The sequence below is a fragment of the Luteipulveratus flavus genome (assembly GCF_029439465.1).
GTDB classification, from domain to species: domain Bacteria; phylum Actinomycetota; class Actinomycetes; order Actinomycetales; family Dermatophilaceae; genus Luteipulveratus; species Luteipulveratus flavus.
The window spans coordinates 45,693-64,504 of record NZ_JAROAV010000001.1; the positions used below are offsets into that span (position 1 = coordinate 45,693).

Consider the following 18,812-nt stretch of genomic DNA (forward strand, 5'->3'; position numbering starts at 1 on the left):
AGGGGGAATCATGTTCCGGACACGTCGTACACCGTCCCGTCGTACAGCCGCGATGCTGGCGTCCGCCGCCGCACTCGCCGTCGCCGCACCGGCTCTGTCGCCCGCGCCCGCGCAGGCGGACGACCGCTACCAGTACGAGATCACCAACTCCTTCAGTGGCCTGAAGGCCGACGTGATCTGGGCGTCCACGGCGGCGTACCAGCGGGTCTTCCTCTGGCCGAACAACACCAGCGCCTCACAGGAGTTCGACCTGCTCGACAGCGGCGGCGGGTACTTCCGCATCCGCGCGCGCCACTCCGGGCAGTGCCTGATGCTGGACTGGCGCTCCGGCTCGTACGGCAACGGGACGCCGATCATCCAGTATCCCTACTGCAGTGCGGGGTACGCGCCCGCCGAGTGGACCACCCGGTGGCTGTCGGGCACCCGGTGCTCGAACGGCATCTGCACCACCGGGGTGAACCAGATGCTGATCGTCAACCGCCGGACCGGCCGGTGCCTGGACGCCGCGAACAGTGCGGGTGGCCGCCCACCCGTGCAGGCGATGCTGCAGGAGTGGGACTGCGTCGGCTCGACCACCGACTGGAACATCGGCAACCAGGCCTGGGACATCCTGCGGCCCGGACAGGTTCGGATCGACTAGCTGCCGCGAGACCGGTGCCCGCAGCCCTCCCACGCGGTGGGGGTCAGTGCTCCTCCACCGCGTGGGAGTCGGTCAGCGTGAGGGCACCGGCCACCGCGATCACGCCGACGACCACCGACAGCACGGCGTACGTGATGCGCTCGCCGTGGAAGAACGAGGTCACCAGCGCGTGGCTCCACGTCCCGGCAGGAAGCGTCGCGGTCACGAGGGCGGCGATCAGCGTCCCGACCAGTGCGGTGCCGACGCTGGTCCCGACCTCCTGCGCGGTGTCGTTGAGCGCGGCGCCCATCGACGTCCGGTTGGCTGGCATCGCGTCGACGAGGGCCACCGCGCAGATGGTCATGACGGTGCGCAGCCCGATCGTCATCAGCACCATGGCGACCGCGATCGCGAGGTAGCCGTGCGAGACGCCCCAGGCCAGCACCGCGAGTGAGGCGGCGAGGAAGATCGCGCCGATCAGGGAGGCGACGCGGTGGCCGTACCGCTTGCCGAGCCACTCCGACAGCGGCGTCGCCAGGATCATCGTGACGATGATCGGCAGGTTCGCCAGGCCGGCGCGGACGGGCGTCCACCCGTACGCGTACTGGAAGTGCAGGATCAGCCCGAACATCACCGCGGCCATCGCGATGGCGGTCCCGATCTGGGCGAGGATCGCGCCGCGCACCGTGCCGTTGGCCAGGACGCCGAGGTCGAGCATCGGTGAGGCCGTGCGCCGCTCGTGCCACACCCAGGCCGTCGCGGCGGCGAGCGCGCCGCCGATCGAGGTGAGCGTGACCGCCGACAGCCAGCCGTGCTGCACGCCGCTGGTCAGCGACCAGCAGGCGAGCCCGATCATCGTGACGCTCAGCAGCGCGCCCGGCAGGTCGAGGGCGTCGCGGGTGAGGTCCTCGGGACGGTCGGCGGGCACGCCGAGGCGGACGCCGATGCAGGCGATCAGCGCGACCGGCGCGTTGACCAGCAGCAGCCACTCCCACCCCACGTGGGCGAGGGCGGTGCCGCCGAGCAGCGGGCCGAGGACGAACCCGGACATGCCGACGACGATCATCACCGTCACCGCGCGCATCCGCAGGGCCTTGTCGTCGAACAGCCGGAAGACCAGCGAGTTCGTGATCGGCGCCATCGCGGCGGCCGCGACGCCGAGGGCGGCGCGCAGGGCGATGAGCGCGCCGGTTGTGTGCACCGCGAGGACGCCGAGGCTGAGCAGCCCGAACGCGGCGAGCCCGATGAGCAGGACGCGTCGCCGTCCCCACCGGTCGGCCACCGAACCCGCGGTCAGCAGCAGCCCGCCGAAGGTGAGCGAGTACGCACCGGTCACCCACTGCAGCGAGGTCGTGCCGCTGCCGAGGTCGCGGCCGATGGTCGGGAGCGCGATGGACAGCAGCGTGTTGTCGACCATCTCGACGAAGAACGCCAGGCACAGGGCAGCCAGCGGGATCCACGCCGCACGCAGCGACGTGTAGGTGTGGGACGACGGCGACGATGTCGTCGTCGGGGTCTGGGTGGCGGTCGTGGTGTCCGTCATGACGGGCCTCCTGTCGGGTGCGGCGGTGATGTCTTCGGCGAACATAGGGAGGCTCGGTTTCACGGCGGTTTCATCTCGCCCACACGACGGCGTACGACATGTCGTCTCGCGGGCCTGCCGTTCGTCGTACAAGTGAGAGGACGCCCGTCCCGGGCGCCCCGGACCACGGGAGCTGATCGGTGATGTCGCACACGACCTCCGCGACGACCGCCCGCCGCCTGTTCGAGGTGGTGGAGCCGGTCGGGGTGATCACCTACATGGCGCAGGAGCCGAACGACGCCGTCCGGGCTCTCGGGCTGCGGGGCGTCTGGGACGCCTACTTCGCCGGCCGCGCCGCGCCGCTGGGCACCACCATTCCGGCTGAGGCGGTGCACGCGATGTTCTACAACTTCGCGCCCGGCGAGGTCGCCCGCCACATCCCGAGCGTCTGGGAGAGAGTCACGCCCGAGCAGGCGATCACCGCCCGCGAGCGCGGCAGCGTCGCCGCCCTACGACGGGTCCTCGGCGACCGCGCGTCCACCCCGGAGATCGCCCGGGCCGCCGAGCTCGCGCTCCGGGCCGGGCGCGGCGCCCGCTCCGAGGGACGCCCGATGTACGCCGCCCTCCTGCCTCTCCCCGTCCCCACCGAGCCGCTCAACCGGCTCTGGCACGCTGCCACCCTGCTGCGCGAGCACCGCGGGGACGGGCACGTGGCCGCGCTGATGGCGTGCGGCATCGGCGGGACGGAGTGCCATGTGCTGCTCGCCCTGTCGGAAGGGATGCCCGCGGAGAAGTTCGGCCGGGTGAGCCACCTGCCGCAGGCTCAGCTCGGCGCGGTGATCGACGGGATGCGCGCTCGCGGCCTGATCGACGAGACCGGTTGGCTGAGCGACGCCGGCCGTGAGACCAAGGCGCGGGTCGAGGCGCTGACCGACGAGCTCGCCGCGCCCGCGTACGACGTCCTGTCGGCGGACGAGGTCGAGCAGCTGATTGCCGACCTCGAACCTCTCGCGGCCGTGCTGAACGCCGCAGCATGAGGAAGAAACGAACGGGCGCGACTCGCGTCCGGTCTGCCTCGCCCGGAGCTGTTCGGACCGACACGTCATCACCGAGAAAGCAGTCGCCTCCTGGTGCACGGTCGTTGTGGCGCAACGGGACTCAGCGCGGAATGCGCAGCAGCAGCTTCCCGGTCGTCCGTCGCTCCTCGATCGCGCGATGGGCGTCGGCGGCGGCGGACGCGTCGTAGATGCCGCCGATCGTCGGTGTCAGCTCCCCCTCGGCCACCGCCGCGAAGAGCTCGGCCGCCGGAGCCTGCAACCGGCGGGGGTCGGAGCGCAGCATGTCGAGCAGGGAGAAGTCGACCACCCGCCCGTCGGCTTCCTCGAGCGCCGGAGCCTCGCCGCTCGCCCGCCCGAACGAGACGAGCCGCCCCGCGGGCGCCAACGCTCGCACCGACTCCTCGAACGTGCGGCCACCGACCATCTCCACGATCAGGTCGTACCCCGCGCCGTCGTTCGCGTCGATCAGCCGATCGGAGAGCTCGTGCGGATCCGCGTCAACGGTGGCGTGCGCACCCAGCTGACGTGCCAGCTCGCGTTTCGCCGAGGTCGAGGCCACCCCCACGACGCGCCGAGCGTCCGAACCCACGGCGAGCTGGACCGCGAGCGAGCCGACACCGCCCGCCGCTGCATGGATCGCCACCGTCTGCCCCGCACGCAGCTCGCCGACCACGCGGGTGACGAACAGCGCCGTGAGGCCCTGGAGGAGCGTGGCAGCGGCGGCCTCGTCGCTCACGCCGTCCGGCACATCGAACGTCAGCGCGGTGTCGGCTGCTGCCACCTGGGCGTATCCGCCGAACCCACCGGTCAGCGCTGCGACGCGTCTTCCGTCAGTGCGGGATGTCCCGACGACCTCGGCGCCGAGCACGACAGGAAGATCCGTCGTCACGTCGTAGGTGCCGCGGCGACGCGACACGTCGGCGAAGTTGATGCCCGCCATCGTGACGTCGATGAGCTCCTGCTCGCCACGCGGAATCGGCTCGGGAACTGTCAACATCCGCAGCTCGTCCGCCGACCCGTACCGCTCGATCCCCACCGCGCGCATGCCGAGCAGGGTACGAAGCGACCGGCATCAGCCGACGACCGGTCCACGGGCGCCGGGTCCGCCGTGTCCCACTCCGGCAGCATCCCCGGCGCGCCGACCACGAGGGTCAGCGCCCCGGTCGAGTCGGCCGGTTGCGCTGGGGCTCAGTGCAGGGTCGGCCGGTAGACGAGCTCCTGGGTGCTGCCGTCGAGTGTGTGCTGCTCGAGCAGCTCCAGGTCGAGGTCGGGCATGTCCCCGAAGACCGGCTCGGTACCGGTCTGCCCGGTGAGGACGGGGAAGATCGTCACCCGGACGCGGTCGACCAGCCCGGCGGCCATCAGCGCCCGGTTGAGCGACAGGCTGCCGTGCGAGCGCAGCGGCACGTCGGACTCCTCCTTGAGCCGACCGACGATGTCGACGGCGTCGCCGCTCGCGACGGTCGCGTCGGGCCAGTCGAGGGGTTCCTGCAGGCTGGAGGAGACGACGGTCGCGGGCATGTGGCGCATCCGGGTCACCCACGGGTCGAGTACCTCGGGCTGCTCCTCGCTGGTGGCGAGCAGCTGGACGAACTCGCGGTACGTGTTCGCGCCGAACACCATCCGCTGCTGTGGCTCGAACGAGGCGAGACGGTGGGCGAGCAGCTCGGGACCCTGCTTGCCCCAGTAGCCGCCCCAGTCACCCGGCTCGCGGTAGGACCCGTAGCCGTCGAGGCTGGAGAAGATGTCGAAGGTGTACATGGCGGTCATGGCGTGCTCCTCGTCCGTGGTCCCGTCGGGGCGACCGGGCGGCCGCTCCTCATCCTGACCACGAACGACCCGCCCCCTCTGCGACACCGTGCACGCTAGTCTCCGGAGCGCCCACATCTCGGTGGTGGTCGTCTCCGCCACGTCGTCGATCGAGGACTGCATGAAGCCGGACCTGACCGTGCTGGCCATCCCAGGGTTCATCGCCGCGATGGCCGCCGAGTACGCCTGGCAGCGCAGGCATCCGGTCGCTCCCGGGACCCGCGCCGGCGACTACGAGCTCAAGGACACGATGGCCAGCCTCTCCATGGGTGTGGGGAGCCTGGTGGCGCCGTACGTGTCGAAGGCTCTGCTCGGGCCGATCGCGAAGCGCGGCAAAGCGGCCAAGATCGCGATGACGGTCGCCATCGGCGCGACGGCCGCAACGACGGCGCTCGACGTGGTCCGCAAGCTGCGCAGCGACGACTTCGGTCGTGCCGGCGTGGTGACCGACTGGGACCCGCGCGAGCTGCGGCAGACCCGCGAGCCGCAGCAGGGTGTGGCGAGTTCCGTTGCGTACGAGGGCAAGCCGGTCCTGCTGCGCATCACCCGCGGCGTGGCTGCCGTCGCCGTCGCGTCCACGGCGCTGGTGGTCGCGACTGAGTGGGGCGCGCGGACGACGGGTGAGAAGTTCTTCGACCTCACCGCGCTGGACCTCGGGGACAGTGCCGTCACGGCCACTTTGGCCGTCCTCGGCTGGGACTTCATCTACTACTGGAACCATCGCCTCGACCACGAGGTGCGCTGGATGTGGGCGATGCACGAGGTGCACCACTCCAGCGAGCGCTACAACCTCTCGACGGCGCTGCGGCAGCCATGGGGCGACACGATGACCCTGTACGTCCCGTACAGCCTGCTCGCCCTGCTCGGCGTGCGTCCGGCGCACATCATGAACGCCCGCGCGATCAACCTGATCTACCAGTTCTGGATCCACACCGAGGCCGTCCGGTCGATCGGCCCGCTGGAACGTGTGCTCAACACGCCGTCCCATCACCGCGTCCACCACGGCACCAACAGCGAGTACCTCGACCGCAACCACGGCAGCATCCTGATCGTCTGGGACCGGCTCTTCGGCACCTTCGAGCCCGAGGACGCCCGACCCGTCTACGGACTGACCACGAACATCGACACGTTCAACCCGGTGAAGATCGCCGGGCACGCGTGGCTCCACCTGCTGCGGGACGTGGCCGACGGCCAGAGCTGGCGAGAGCGGTGGTCCTACCTGCTGCGCGGCCCCGGCTGGGCCGACGACCAGCGCCAGGCCCGCGCCCGCGGGCCGGTCAGCGCCCCCGCAGCGGCGTAGGCGGGACGCTCGCCGACCGCCACAGCGCAGGGTGGGCCGACGAAGCGCCGGCTCGGGACCCGGATGTGACGAGTCGCGGAACGACGGGCTCCGGCTCTGGGAGAACGGGTGCGAGGCGCCTAGCGTGCTGCCATGAGTGAGCACCAGCCGACCCTGCTGATCACCGGCGGCGACGGGTTCATCGGCCGTCATGTCGTGGCCGCCGCCGAGGCGGCCGGCCACGAGGTCGGCGTCCTCGACCTGCGCCGCGGCCAGGACGTGCGCAACGGTGAGGCGGTCGAGCAGGCGCTGGACGGGGTCGATGTCGTGATCCACCTAGCCGCCAAGGTGGGACTCGGCGTCGATGTCGCCGACCTGCCCGCGTACGCCTCTCACAACGACGTCGGCACCGCCACCGTGCTGGCCGCCATGGCTCGCCGCGGTGTACGCCGGCTGGTGCTGGCCGGCTCGATGGTCGTGTACGGCGAGGGCCGCGGTCGGTGCACCGAGCACGGGATCGTCGCCGGCCGTCCGAGAGCCGAGAACGACTTGGCCGCAGGCGATTTCGAGCCCCGCTGCGTGCACTGCGGCACAACACTGACACCGGCCCTGGTCAACGAGGACACCCCGTTCGACCCGCGCAACGCCTACGCCACCTCCAAGGTCGCCCAGGAGCTCTACGCGGCGAGCTGGGCCCGAGAGACCGACGGCAGCGTCGCGGCGCTGCGCTTCCACAACGTGTACGGCCCGGGCCTGCCGCGTGACACCCCGTACGCCGGCGTCGCGGCGATCTTCGCCTCCTCGCTGAGGAACGGCGAGCCGCCCCAGGTGTACGAGGACGGTCGTCAGCGGCGCGACTTCGTCCACGTACGCGACGTCGCCTCGGCCGTCGTCGTCGCGGCCGCGCGACGGGAGCGAGGGGTGCGGGCGTTCAACGTCGGCTCGGGGGAGGTGCGGTCGGTCGGAGACCTGGCGGAGGGCCTCGCTCGCGCGATGGGAGGCCCGTCGCCGGTGGTCACGGGCCGCTACCGCCTGGGCGACGTCCGGCACATCACCGCCGACTCCGGCCGCCTGCGCCGCGAGCTCGGCTGGGCGCCGGTCGAGGACTTCGCCGTAGGGACGGCCGAGCTGGCCGCGGACCTCAGCGCGCCAGCGGGAGCTGCACGCTGAACGTGCAGCCCGGACCGGTGTTCGCCACGTCCACCGACCCGTCGTGCGCGGTGACGATCTCCTGGGTGATCGCCAGTCCGAGCCCGGCGCCCGACCCGAGTCCCGGGTGCGGCGAGCGGGCCTGCTGGCCGCGGTAGCCCACCTCGAACAGGCGGGGGACCTCGCCCTCGGGGATCCCGCCGCACTCGTCGGAGACGGTGACGAGGACCCGGTCGGCCTGCGGTCCGGCGCTCACCATCAGGGAGACGGTGCCGTCCGTCCGGGTGTGCCGGATCGCGTTGTAGACCAGGTTGGTCAGGGCGCGGTTGAGCTGGGCGCTGTCGCCCTCGACCTCGGCCATCGCGTGCGAGGACCCGACCAGCCGTACCCCCTGCAGACCGGCCACGGGCTCCAGCCCGGCCAGTGCGTCCGAGACGAGGTCGGCGAGGTTCACCCGTTCGCGACGGCCCACCCCGCTGCCCGCGTGCAGCCGGCTCAGGTGGAACAGGTCGTCGACCATCTCGGTCAGCCGGTCGACCTCGACCCGCATCTGGCGGTGGTAGCGGTCCGGGTCGGCGGCCACCCCGTCCTCCAGGGACTCGGCCATGGCCCGCAGACCCGCGAGCGGCGTCCGCAGGTCGTGGGAGATCCAGGTGACCAGGTCCCGTCGGGAGCGTTCCAGGGCCTGCTCGCGCTCGCGGGTCTCGGCCAGCGTGCGCGCCGTACGGTGCAGGTCGTCCCGCAGGTCGCGCAGCTCACCGCTCACCGACCGCGCGTCGCGCTCGGGCACCCGGCCCTCGCCGATCGCCGACACCGCCCGACGGAGCGCGGCACTGTCGAGCCGGAAGGTGCGCGCGGCGGCGATCGCGGCGACCGCGGCCAGCAGCCCGGCGACCAGCGCCGCGATGATCGTGACGTACTCGTCGTCCATCGTGATGAACATCGCCCGGGTGTTGCCCACCACGGCGGCCACGGCGGCGACCGTCGCGACCGCGGCGATCGAGGCGAGGCCGCCCGCGTGCGACCACCTGCGCAGTGGCCAGGTCACCAGCCAGGCGGCGACCGCGCCGGCCGCTCCCCAGCCGAGCGCGGTCAGCAGGATGCTCGCGGTGTGGTTCACGCGCCACCGTCCATCCGGTAGCCCACGCCCCAGACCGTGGTGATCAGCCGGGGGTCGGAGGGGTCGTCCTCGATCTTCTGCCGGATCCGGCGAACGTGGACGGTGACCGTCGACTGGTCGCCGACCGTCCAGCCCCACACCTGCTCCATCAGCTGCTCCCGGGTGAAGGCCCGGCCCGGATGGCGCATCAGGTGGATGAGCACGTCCGTCTCGCGCACGGTCAGCCCCAGCTCGCGCTCGACGCTCCGCTCGTCGCGCAGCACCGCCCGACGCGCCGAGACGTCCACGGTGAGCGGACCGCAGGTCAGCACCTCCGGACCCGCGGGCGCGGGTGCTCCGCCCACCGCGCGCCGCAGCACCGAGTCGACCCGCAGTGTCAGCTCGCGCGGTGAGAACGGCTTGGTGACGTAGTCGTCGGCGCCCCGCTCCAGGCCGGCGATGCGGTCGTCCTCCTCGCTGAGGGCCGTCAGCATGATGACGGCCAGCTCGGGGCGCTCGCGGCGTACCAGCGTGCACAGGTCCAGCCCGCTCACGCCCGGGAGCAGCAGGTCGAGCAGGACCAGGTCCAGGTCGTCGCTCGCCGGGCCGCGCAGGTACGTCTGCGCGCGTCCGCCGTCCTCCAACCAGGTCGTACGGTGCCCCGCCCGGGTCAGGTAGGCCTGCACCACCTCGGCGACGGTCGGGTCGTCCTCGACGACGAGCACACTGGACACGTCCTTCAGCGTAGGCGCGCGTCGGCGCCGCCCCGGCCCACCGATCGGCCGTTCCGCAGTTCGTAAGGGTGTCAGCCCTTTCGGCCCGCGCCGCGGAGCCGGAGGCTGGTGGGGTGATCGACGTCATCCTGCCGTGCCTGGACGAGGCCCCCGCCCTGCCGCGGGTGCTCGCGGACGTCCCCGCCGGCCTACGCCCTCTCGTGGTCGACAACGGCAGCACCGACGGCAGCGCCGAGATCGCCGCCGGGCTCGGCGCCCAGGTCGTCCGCTGCGCCGAACCCGGGTACGGCGCCGCCTGTCACGCCGGGCTGCTGGCTTCGACGACAGAGGTGATCGCCTTCTGCGACTGCGACGGGTCGCTGCGGCTGGCGGACGTCGCGGATCTGGCACGACCGGTCCTCGACGGCAGCGCGGACATGGCTCTGGGACGACGGGTCGCGGTCAGCCGTGACGCGTGGCCGCCGCACGCCCGGCTGGCCAACGCGGTGCTCGCGCGCCGGCTGCGGCAGCTCGGGCTGCCGGTCCACGACGTCAGCCCGGCCCGGGTCGTCCGCCGGGACGCGCTGCTCGCGCTGGGAGTGAGCGATCGCCGCAGCGGGTACCCGCTGGAGCTGCTCGTCCGAGCCGCGCGCGCCGGCTGGCGGGTCGCCGAGCGCAACGTCGACTACCACCCCCGGGTGGGCCGGTCCAAGGTGACCGGCAGCGTCCTCGGGACCGTGCGCGCCGTCCGGGACATGTCGGTGGTGCTGGCCCGTGACTGACCTGCCGACCCTCGTCGTCATCGCCAAGACGCCGGTGCCCGGGCGGGTGAAGACCCGGCTCAGCTCCCGGGTGTCCGCGGTCGACGCCGCGGCGGTCGCGCAGGCGGCCCTGCTGGACACGCTCGACGCGCTGACCCGGGCCTCTGCCCGGCGCCGCGTCCTGCTGCTGGCCGGGCCGGCGGGCCCGTGGGTCCCCGACGGCTGGGACCTGGTCGCCCAGGTCGACGGCGGCCTCGACCACCGCATCGCTGCCGGGCTCGGCAAGCTGGGCGACGGCCCCGCCCTGCTGGTCGGGATGGACACCCCCCAGGTCGGACCCGCGCTGCTCGAGGTCGACTGGGGTGCGTACGACGCCTGCCTCGGCCGCGCGACGGACGGCGGGTACTGGGCCCTCGGGCTCGCCGACCCAGCGCTCGCGCCGCAGGTCGTCGAGGGCGTACCCATGTCGACGTCCCTCACGGGACAGGTTCAGCGGCAGCGGCTGCGGGACGCCGGGCTCCGCGTCGCGGACCTGCCCGAGCTGCGCGACGTGGACACCCCGGCGGACGCGGACGCGGTCGCCCGGCTCGCGCCGCACACCCGGTTCGCGCGGCGGTGGCGCGAGGTGACGGCCCGATGATCGCCGGGGCGCTGGAACCGTACGAGGGGGCGCTGCGCGACCGCACCACGCTCGACCTCACCACCGACGACGGACGGGTAGTCCCGCTGGACATCGACCGCTACCTCGCCGAGCCGGACGTGGCCGACGGGAGCGTGCTGGACCGATGCACCGGGCCGGTGCTCGACGTGGGGTGCGGCCCCGGGCGGATGGTGCGCGCACTGGCGGAGCGCGGCATTCCCGCGCTCGGTGTCGACATCGCGCAGGTCGCCGTCGAGCTGGCCGTACGACGCGGCGCGCTCGCACTGCCCCGTGACGTGTTCGCGCGGCTGCCGGGGGAGGGACGCTGGCGGACCGTCCTCGTGCTGGACGGCAACAGCGGGATCGGCGGTGACCTCGGCGGTCTGCTCGGCCGGCTGCGACAGGTCGTCGGGCCGCGCGGTCTGCTCGTCGTCGAGTCGGGCTCGCGCACCCCGGGTACGCACGAGGTCCTGACTGCCCGGTTCGCCGGAGGTGGTCCGGCGTTCCGGTGGGGCGTCGCGTCGGCCGACGTGATCGCCGGCGTCGCCGAGCAGTCCGGCCTCGTGGCCCAGGAGAGATGGGCCTGCAACGAGCGCGACTTCGTCGCCCTCAGGCGCGCCGGCTGAGCCGCGGTGTTTGCCCCCGTCGCAGCCGGGGCGCGAGCCGGGTGAGAGCGGCGACACCCGCCACAAGACCGAGCAGCAGGAGCAGGTGGAGTCCGTAGTCCTGCTGCAGCAGGGCGAGCGCCGGGTCGTGGCGTGCGGTCGAGCGCCACAGCACGAGCGCCCCGACGCTGAGCACCAGCCCGGCCACCACCAACGCGCCCTGGAGTGCCGGACGCCCACGACCCACCCGGCCGACCAGCTCGATGCCAGGGGCGAGGACGAGATCGTGCAGCAGCACCGCGGCGGCCAGCCACCCGGCGTACGCCACGAGCTGCGCGGCGGAGGTGTGGTCGAGGAGCCGCCACACGCCGTACGCGAGAGCGCTGATCCCCATTGCTGCCAGGGTGATTCGAGTCGTCCTCATGACACCTCGATCCGCGTGACCCACTTCGTCTGCTGCTCGCCGGTCCGGCCCGGCGCGATCAGCCGGACCGGGTAGCCGTGATCGAGGCTGAGGCGCTGCCCGTTCAGGTGGGTGGCCAGCAGCGCACCACGCAGCTGCCCGTCACGGATGGACGACACCGCGTACGGGCCGTCCTCCAGGGAGGTCACGGTCACCTGACTGCTCGCGCCACCGCCGACCGAGGCGACCAGGTCCAGCAGGCTCGGACCCTGCCAGTGTGCGTTCCTGCTCCAGCCCTCCACACAAGCGATCGGCAGCGAACGGCGCTGGGAGGGAAGGGACTCCAGCTCGCTCACGGTGAAGGAGCGTTCCGTCCGACCGCGCACCTCCAGCCGGTACGTCGACGCGCGGGCGGCCGTACCGACACCGGCGGCCGCGGCGGTGCGGTTCACGGGCAGGTCCTGGTCGGGTGCGCGGTCGGGGCGGCGGGGTGCCAGCAGCGCCAGCGGGGCGAGCGGACCGACGACCTGACCGACGGTGGTGGCGACGACGGTCCCGACCCCGAGGCCGATCGAGCCGAGCACGCCGCGTCGGCTGAGCCCCCGGGTCGTCCCGCGTCGCGACAGGGGCGTGGCGAGACCGTCCCGGATCGCCGGCAGCTGGACGGCGACGTGCAGCGCGACCGACCCGATCACCAGCCAGGCGGTCGCGAAGTGGACCGCCACGAAGTCCCACGGCCAGGGGTAGTACTGCAGGACGTTGAGGAGGCCGGTCACCAGCTCCAGCAGCACGGCCGCCACCAGCAGGCCGACCGACGCCCGCTCGGCCGCGTGGGCGACGGAGCGCGCGGGCGGCCACTGACGCAGCCGGTGCTGCACCGACCACAGCTTCGCCAGGACCAGCGGGATCGTCGCGATGCCGGTGATGACGTGGATGCCCTGGGTGAGCCGGTACAGCCAGGCGGGACGGGCGGGAGGCGGCAGCCAGGACCACGGGTGGCCCAGGTAGTGGCTGATGAGCCCGGTCACGAAGCAGACCAGCAGGCTGCTGCCGGCGAGGACGCCGAGGCGGGCGGTGAGCGCGCCACCCCGGGTCGGGCCGGGATCCGCCGAGGGCCACCAGGACGGTGGCTCCTCGGGCGGGCGGGGCAGCATGAGGGGCACGTCGCCATCGTCACCCCGCCGGGCCCGATCGGACCCTTACGAAGTGCGGAACACCCAGTCACCCGGTCGAACCGGCGCGTGCGCAGCGGGATGCTGATCGGGTGCCCCTCCCCGCAGCTCCCGCCTCTCCCGCCGAGAGCGCGAGTCGTGTCGGCGACACGCCGGCGGGACCAGCACGACTCGCGCTCTCGGCCGGGCTGGTCGTGGTGGTCGCGACCGGGGTCGGCGTCTTCGTGCACTCTCCTGATCGCCACGCGGTGCAGGTGTGGTCACAAGTCGCGGCGTTCGCTGCCCTGCTGGCGCTGCTGCGGGTCCTGCGTGGCGCATCCTTCTCGCACCGCGGCGTCACCGTCCTGCTGCTCGGCGGATGCGCCCTCCTGCAAGTTGTGGCGCTCACCGCGGGCCCGTCCAGCAGCGACGACGACTACCGGTACGTGTGGGACGCACGCGTGCAGCTCAGCGGCACGGATCCGTACCGGTACGCGCCCGCCGACCCGGCGCTGGCGGACCTGCGCACCGACTTCACCTTCCCGAGTGAGCGGCCGTGCCCGGCGCACCGGACCGACGAGCTGTGTACGCACCTCAACCGCGTGACCGTCCACACCATCTACCCGCCCGTCGCCGAGGGCGCGTTCGTCGGGATGCGCCTGCTCGGTGGCGACCGGGACGACCACCGTCCGTTGCAGGTGACCGCGGCTGCCGGCGTCCTCGCCGTCGCGGTGCTGCTGCTGTGGCGGGCGCGGCGCCGCGGACTGCCCGAGTGGTGGGTGGCCGTCTGGGCGCTCTCACCGCTGGTCGCGGTCGAGGCGACCAACAACGCCCACATCGACTGGCTCGCGGTGCTCGCTGTCGTCGGCGGGCTGCTCGCGCTGGAGGCGCGGCGCTCGTACGCGGCGGGGCTGGCGTTCGGGGCCGCCGTCGCGACCAAGCTGTTCCCGGTCGTGCTCCTCGCCACGGCCGGCCGTCGGCCGTGGCGGATACTCGCCGGCGTCCTCACCGTGCTGGTGCTCGGCTACCTGCCCCACGTGCTGACCGTCGGGCCGGCGGTCCTGGGGTACCTGCCCGGCTACCTGCGCGAGGAGGAGTACGCCGGTGGCGGGCGCTACCTGGTCACCGGGTTGCTTCTCGGCGACCAGGCGGCAGCCGTCCTCACCCCGGTGCTCCTCGCGGTGGGGCTGCTGGTGCTGTGGTGGCGCGCGGACCCCGACCGTCCCGACCTCACCGCGGTGTCGGCCGTCGGGCTGTACCTCGCGCTCACCACGCCGAACTACCCCTGGTACCCCCTGCTCCTGGTGGTCCTGGTCGCGGCGACCGGCCGGCTGCGGTGGCTGTGGTTGTGCCTCGCGCCGACGCTGACCTACCTGGCGCCGGGGCTGCCGTGGAGCTGGGACGTGACGAGGCTGGTCGGCTACGGCGGGGCCGTGGCCCTCGTCCTCGTCGCCTCCGTACGTCGCGCACGCTCGGCTGCGGCCACCGGTCAGAGCACGGCGACCGACGGAGGCCAGCGGTGGGCGCGCCACTCGTCCCACGACCTGGACCCGGCCGGCGGATCGTCGATCGGTTCGCTCCCGTCGAGCTCGCCCGGCGTCGGGACCTGCATGAGGACGGACCACTCGGCCAGCTCCTCGTCGGAGATCGGCCAGGTCGAGTGCGGCTCGTCGGCCTGCCGTCGATCGAGTCGGCTCCGCTGCTCGGTCCGCGACACCTCGACGTAGCGCAGCTGCGTATGCGCGCCACGGTCGGCTGCTGCCTGCCGTAGCGCCGAGCGCTCGTCGCGGCTCCAGAGGCCGAAGTCGACCACCACATCGGTGCCCAGCTCCAGAGTCCGAAGCCCGATGTCGATCAGCCGCCCTTCGATGACGTCGGACGCGGACGCGGGGTTCAGGTCGCCGAAGAGCGCCCTCACCCACTCGTCCTTCGTCAGCCGAAGAGCGGCGTGCTCGACCTCCAGCCGCTGGGCGGCCGTCGTCTTCCCGGCAGCGGGAAGACCCACCATCAGATGGAGCGTCGGCTTCCTCATCACCACTCCTCGGACCCGGTCAGGGTCGGCACGGCCGAGCGATCGGGTCACCCGGGCGAGTGCGCGGGGCGGCGGAAGTCGGTGACGTCCGGGAGCCGTTCGAAGCCGGCCGAGACGTACGCCGCCACGCCGCCGACGTTGGTGCTCGGCGTGCACACGATGACCGAGGAGGACCCCATGTCCTGCAGCGCGGCGGCCGCGGCGAGAGTGATGGCCCGACCGTGGCCGTGGCCGCGGAAGTCGCGATGAGCGCCGAGCGGCTCGATCAGACCGGGACGCCCGGGCCCGGCCGACCAGACCGTGGTCGTGGCGACGCCGTTGCCGTCGCCGTCGTACGCGACCAGGCAGCGGGCCCGCCGGTACGCCGAGGACGCCGCCATCACGCGCCACTGCTCCACGGTGAAGGTCGAGCTCGGCCACGACGCCCGGTGCACCTCGACGCGGTCCTGGACGACTCGCTCGTCGGCGTGGTCGGCGTCGAGCGTCTCGATCCGCAGACCGCAGTCCTCGACCGGCGAGCCCAGGTCGCGGCGCAGCGGCGTCCAGGCCTCGTCGGCCGTCCAGCCGCTGGTGTGCAGCAGCTCCCGGAACGCCGTCCCGAACCGGGCCTCGACGGACCCGCGGTCCGCAGGCAGGACGCCCTGGGCCGGGTCCGACAGGTCCTTCAGCAGCCGGGCGGCGAAGTCCGCGTCGGTGTCCACGCTCGGCGAGATGGCCATCCGGATCAGGCCGTCCTCGTCGTCGACCGTGCCGGCGGCCAGGACCTGCCCGTCGCGGCGCCAGGCCCGGACGTCCTTGGCCAGCGCCGCGCTGCCGAACCGCCACGCCCAGCCGAGGTCACCCGGGTGGAGCTGGACCGGCACACCGTCCTGCTGCCAGGTCGCCATCGCCTCGACGATCTCGTCCAACGTCTCGGTCGTCGCGTGCTCCAGATGAATGGCCATGCGCCGATCCAACGGCACGGCGCCCTCGGCCGCACCTCGATTTCCGTTGCCGCCGAACGGATCCGGCCGGCCGTGTCCCGGGGTTCAGATCTTGGTGAGGTTGGTGCCGAACCAGCTGAAGCCCTGGTCGGTCGTACCCGGGGTCATCGAGACGACGGCCATACCGTTCGCGTTGGGCTTCACCGGTACGGAGAAGGTGACGGGCGTGCTGGTCGAGCCCGACGACACGGTGACGCCCGCGCTGCCGGTGGCCGTGATCGACACCTTGCTGTTGACCCACACCTGCATCTCGATGGAGGCGGAGTAGCTGCCGGCGACCAGGTTCTGGAAGTACAGGATCAGGTAGGCGTAGTTGTCGCCCGTACCCCAGATCAGCAGCTCCGGCGGCGTGAAGAACGTGTGCAGCCCGGACGGGAAGCTGGCGTACATCCCGTGGTTGCCGATGTGCGGGTGGCGTGGATCGAGTCGCACGAGCGGTGCGGCGTTGACCTCGAACGGGCGCAGGTCGGCGGGGCGTAGGTCCTCCACCTGCGTGCTCTCCAGCAGGCCGTGGCGACGCAGCACGTCGGGGACTTCCAGCGACGGTCGGTCGAAAAGCTCGGTGATGTCGGTGATCTCGGGTGCTTGGGACATGGGGGTTCCTCTCGGGGAGTGCGTACCCACTCAAGGAGTCCCGCAGCGATACCCAGATACCGCCGGCGAGGGCCGACGGCCGGCGACACCGCGCACCCGGGCCATCTGCGCGACCCGCGTCCGATCCTCCTTCGCTCACGAGCGGAGCGTCACCTCGCGGTGGTTGGATCGACATGGTCGTTCCGCCGTCCGGGCGGGTGCGACCGTACGACTCACCGTCTCCGAAGGAGGGTCGCCGTGGGCATCGCCTTCAAGGGTCGCGGCGCAGGGCCTCCGATCGTGTCGCCGAGGATCGCCGTCGTCGGCGCCGGGTTCGGCGGTCTGGCCGCCGTCATCGAGCTCAAGCGCCGGGGGTTCGAGGACATCGTGGTGCTCGAGAAGGCCGAGGACGTCGGCGGGGTGTGGCGCGAGAACACCTACCCGGGTGCGGCCTGCGACGTCCCGTCTCCGTTCTACTCCTACTCCTTCGAGCCGAATCCGCGCTGGCCGCACCGCTTCTCGCGCCAGCCTGCGATCCTCGACTACATCCGCGGTGTCGCCGACAAGTACGACGTGCGCAGGCATATCCGGTTCGGCACCGAGGTCGTCGGCGCCACCTTCGACGACGCCACCGGCACGTGGACGGTCGAGATCAGCAGCGGCGAACCGATGGTCGTCGACGTGCTCGTCTCCGCGGTCGGGCAGCTGTCGCGGCCGGCGTACCCGGACATCGCGGGTCGCGACTCCTTCGCCGGGGAGGAGTTCCACTCCGCCACCTGGGACCACGACGTCGACCTGACGGGCAAGCGGGTCGCGGTCGTCGGGACCGGCGCCAGTGCGGTCCAGTTCGTCCCCGAGGTCCGGGAGCACGCCGAGCACCTCACCGTCTTCCAGCGTTCCGCGCCGTACATCCTCCCGCGGCCCGACCGTCAGTTCGGTCCCCTGCACCATCGGCTCTTCGAGAAGCTGCCGGTGACCGAGCTCGCCGAGCGCGCCACCTGGTACGGCCTGGTCGAGGGCCTCAGCGTCGCGTGGGTCCACGCCAAACCGCTCGCCGCAGCGATTCGGGCGGCCTCCAGGTGGCACATGCGCCGGCAGACCAAGGCCGAGCCCGGGCTCTTCGAGAAGGTCTGGCCGGACTACCCGATCGGCTGCAAGCGGGTCCTCTTCTCCGACAGCTATCTGCCCGCGCTGGCCGAGCCCGACGTCGACCTGGTCACCGAGGGGATCGAGCGCATCACCCCCGGCGGCGTCCTCACCACGGACGGCGTCGAGCACCCGGCCGACGTGATCATCTGGGGGACCGGCTTCAAGGTCCAGGAGTTCCTGGCGCCGATGTCGATCACCGGCCCCGCCGGGCGAGGCCTGCACGAGGCGTGGCGGGACGGACCGCACGCCTACTACGGCATGACGGTGCCGCGGTTCCCCAACTTGTTCCTGATGTACGGGCCCAACACCAACACCGGCGGCGGCTCGATCATCTACTTCCTCGAGACACAGGCGAGGTACCTCGGCGACTACGTCGCGCACCTGGTCTCGGTCGGTCGCCCGCTGGCGGTCCGACCCGAGGTCGAGGCTGCGTACGACGACCGCATCCAGGCCGAGCTCGGCGGCAGCGTGTGGAGCCGGTGCAGCTCCTGGTACCGCCGGGCCGATGGCCGGATCACGGCCAACTGGCCCTTCCTGGGCGTGCAGTACAACCGACAGGCCCGCTTCGACGCGGCCGACTACGAGGAGGTGGGGTCATGGGTCAGAGACACGACGGGCAGCCGGCGGTGAGCCGGGATCCGGTGCCGATCACGCTCACCGACCGGCTCGCGTCGCTCGGAGAGCGGGCCACGGTCGATGAGGCGGTGGAGCTGTTCGACGACCTTCCCCCGCTGCGCGCGGAGGAGCTCACGGGTCGCTGGCACGGCCGCGAGATCGCGACCGGTCATCCGCTCGACGGCCTGCTGGGTCCCTCCGGGTGGTACGGCAAGCAGTTCGACGGTGTCGACGAGGTCCACCCCCTGCTGTTCCGCAGCGCCGACGGTTCGCTCTACGCCGCGGATCCACGACGGATGCCGCTCGGCCTTGCCGGCCGTCTCCCGGCGTTCGCGGTGGACAGGGCGGGCCCGGCCGTGCGCCGGTTGTCGTCGCTCCTGCGTACGCGTCGGTACTCGGCGCGCCTGCGCAACATCGAGCACCGTGGCGTGGTGACGGCCGCGATGGTCTACGACGACCTGCCCATCATCGACGTCTTCCGAGCCGTCGACGCCGACACGATGCTCGGACTCATGGACTACCGGGCACACCCCGCGCCCTTCTTCTTCGTCCTCGAACGAGACAGCACAACGACCACGCGCTGAAAGGCCGGCTACTCGCACGGGCGTCGCTTCAGGCGTGGTGCTGGAGGCGGGAGAGCTCGCGATCCACC

General features: G+C 72.4%; 19 protein-coding genes and 1 pseudogene. 10 read left to right on the forward strand and 10 right to left on the reverse strand.

The window, feature by feature from the left end; all coding sequences use genetic code 11:
• Positions 1–10 precede the first annotated feature (10 nt).
• On the forward strand, positions 11–640 hold the full coding sequence (locus tag P4R38_RS00250; RefSeq protein ID WP_275237251.1) for an RICIN domain-containing protein: 630 nt from the start codon (positions 11–13) through the stop codon (positions 638–640).
• Positions 641–683: 43 nt separating this feature from the next.
• On the opposite strand, the gene P4R38_RS00255 is transcribed toward P4R38_RS00250, so the two are convergent.
• The gene (locus P4R38_RS00255) at positions 684–2,162 is read right to left on the reverse strand and encodes an MFS transporter (RefSeq protein ID WP_277190426.1); all 1,479 of its coding nucleotides are present in this window, start codon (positions 2,160–2,162) and stop codon (positions 684–686) included.
• A gap of 182 nt (positions 2,163–2,344) precedes the next feature.
• Here P4R38_RS00255 and P4R38_RS00260 point away from each other — a divergent pair, with 182 nt between their 5' ends.
• Entirely contained in the window at positions 2,345–3,178 is an 834-nt protein-coding gene (locus P4R38_RS00260; protein ID WP_277190427.1) for an SCO6745 family protein, read from the forward strand.
• 121 nt (positions 3,179–3,299) lie between these two features.
• Here P4R38_RS00260 and P4R38_RS00265 read toward each other — a convergent pair whose 3' ends face one another.
• Positions 3,300–4,244 (reverse strand): quinone oxidoreductase family protein, encoded by a 945-nt coding sequence (locus P4R38_RS00265; RefSeq protein ID WP_277190428.1) that lies wholly within the window; start codon positions 4,242–4,244, stop codon positions 3,300–3,302.
• 143 nt (positions 4,245–4,387) lie between these two features.
• Entirely contained in the window at positions 4,388–4,969 is a 582-nt protein-coding gene (locus P4R38_RS00270) for a dihydrofolate reductase family protein (RefSeq protein WP_277190429.1), read from the reverse strand.
• 160 nt (positions 4,970–5,129) lie between these two features.
• Here P4R38_RS00270 and P4R38_RS00275 point away from each other — a divergent pair, with 160 nt between their 5' ends.
• On the forward strand, positions 5,130–6,308 hold the full coding sequence (locus tag P4R38_RS00275; RefSeq protein ID WP_277190430.1) for a sterol desaturase family protein: 1,179 nt from the start codon (positions 5,130–5,132) through the stop codon (positions 6,306–6,308).
• 132 nt (positions 6,309–6,440) lie between these two features.
• Entirely contained in the window at positions 6,441–7,457 is a 1,017-nt protein-coding gene (locus tag P4R38_RS00280; protein ID WP_277190432.1) for an NAD-dependent epimerase/dehydratase family protein, read from the forward strand.
• Here the strand turns inward: P4R38_RS00280 and P4R38_RS00285 are convergent.
• The gene (locus tag P4R38_RS00285; RefSeq protein WP_277190433.1) at positions 7,429–8,556 is read right to left on the reverse strand and encodes a sensor histidine kinase; all 1,128 of its coding nucleotides are present in this window, start codon (positions 8,554–8,556) and stop codon (positions 7,429–7,431) included. The two genes, P4R38_RS00280 and P4R38_RS00285, sit on opposite strands and share 29 nt — an antisense overlap.
• Positions 8,553–9,269: a response regulator transcription factor gene (locus P4R38_RS00290; RefSeq protein WP_277190434.1), complete on the reverse strand. Its 717-nt coding sequence runs from the start codon at positions 9,267–9,269 to the stop codon at positions 8,553–8,555. The genes P4R38_RS00285 and P4R38_RS00290 overlap by 4 nt, the downstream gene beginning before the upstream one ends.
• A gap of 113 nt (positions 9,270–9,382) precedes the next feature.
• On the opposite strand from P4R38_RS00290, the gene P4R38_RS00295 reads away from it, so the two are divergent.
• Genes P4R38_RS00295 through P4R38_RS00305 form a run of 3 tightly spaced genes read left to right on the forward strand, consistent with a single transcriptional unit; the run spans position 9,383 to position 11,275 of the window.
• Entirely contained in the window at positions 9,383–10,030 is a 648-nt protein-coding gene (locus P4R38_RS00295) for a glycosyltransferase family 2 protein (protein WP_277190435.1), read from the forward strand.
• Positions 10,023–10,649, forward strand: coding sequence for a TIGR04282 family arsenosugar biosynthesis glycosyltransferase (locus P4R38_RS00300; protein WP_277190437.1), 627 nt, complete (start codon positions 10,023–10,025; stop codon positions 10,647–10,649). Before P4R38_RS00295 ends, P4R38_RS00300 begins: the two co-directional genes overlap by 8 nt.
• Positions 10,646–11,275 (forward strand): class I SAM-dependent methyltransferase, encoded by a 630-nt coding sequence (locus tag P4R38_RS00305; RefSeq protein ID WP_277190439.1) that lies wholly within the window; start codon positions 10,646–10,648, stop codon positions 11,273–11,275. Before P4R38_RS00300 ends, P4R38_RS00305 begins: the two co-directional genes overlap by 4 nt.
• On the opposite strand, the gene P4R38_RS00310 is transcribed toward P4R38_RS00305, so the two are convergent.
• Both P4R38_RS00310 and P4R38_RS00315 read right to left on the reverse strand, forming a co-directional pair.
• The gene (locus P4R38_RS00310) at positions 11,259–11,678 is read right to left on the reverse strand and encodes a hypothetical protein (protein ID WP_277190441.1); all 420 of its coding nucleotides are present in this window, start codon (positions 11,676–11,678) and stop codon (positions 11,259–11,261) included. The two genes, P4R38_RS00305 and P4R38_RS00310, sit on opposite strands and share 17 nt — an antisense overlap.
• Complete coding sequence (locus P4R38_RS00315; RefSeq protein ID WP_277190472.1) at positions 11,675–12,811, reverse strand: molybdopterin-dependent oxidoreductase; 1,137 nt, start codon at positions 12,809–12,811, stop codon at positions 11,675–11,677. Before P4R38_RS00315 ends, P4R38_RS00310 begins: the two co-directional genes overlap by 4 nt.
• Before the next feature lie 599 nt (positions 12,812–13,410).
• Here P4R38_RS00315 and P4R38_RS00320 point away from each other — a divergent pair.
• Positions 13,411–14,535 carry a glycosyltransferase 87 family protein gene (locus P4R38_RS00320; protein WP_277190473.1) on the forward strand — a complete coding sequence of 375 codons (1,125 nt, stop codon included), beginning with the start codon at positions 13,411–13,413 and terminating at the stop codon, positions 14,533–14,535.
• On the opposite strand, the pseudogene P4R38_RS00325 reads toward P4R38_RS00320, so the two are convergent.
• The 3 genes and pseudogenes from P4R38_RS00325 to P4R38_RS00335 all read right to left on the reverse strand — a co-directional run.
• A pseudogene (locus P4R38_RS00325) lies at positions 14,496–14,840 on the reverse strand (AAA family ATPase); the annotation flags it as partial. The gene P4R38_RS00320 and the pseudogene P4R38_RS00325 sit on opposite strands and share 40 nt — an antisense overlap.
• A gap of 47 nt (positions 14,841–14,887) precedes the next feature.
• Positions 14,888–15,784, reverse strand: coding sequence for a GNAT family N-acetyltransferase (locus tag P4R38_RS00330; RefSeq protein WP_277190442.1), 897 nt, complete (start codon positions 15,782–15,784; stop codon positions 14,888–14,890).
• Positions 15,785–15,868: 84 nt separating this feature from the next.
• On the reverse strand, positions 15,869–16,417 hold the full coding sequence (locus P4R38_RS00335; protein ID WP_277190444.1) for a hypothetical protein: 549 nt from the start codon (positions 16,415–16,417) through the stop codon (positions 15,869–15,871).
• A gap of 237 nt (positions 16,418–16,654) precedes the next feature.
• Here P4R38_RS00335 and P4R38_RS00340 point away from each other — a divergent pair, with 237 nt between their 5' ends.
• Both P4R38_RS00340 and P4R38_RS00345 read left to right on the forward strand, forming a co-directional pair.
• Complete coding sequence (locus tag P4R38_RS00340; RefSeq protein ID WP_277190446.1) at positions 16,655–18,175, forward strand: flavin-containing monooxygenase; 1,521 nt, start codon at positions 16,655–16,657, stop codon at positions 18,173–18,175.
• Positions 18,142–18,744 carry a DUF4334 domain-containing protein gene (locus P4R38_RS00345; protein WP_277190447.1) on the forward strand — a complete coding sequence of 201 codons (603 nt, stop codon included), beginning with the start codon at positions 18,142–18,144 and terminating at the stop codon, positions 18,742–18,744. Before P4R38_RS00340 ends, P4R38_RS00345 begins: the two co-directional genes overlap by 34 nt.
• Positions 18,745–18,812: the final 68 nt, after the last annotated feature.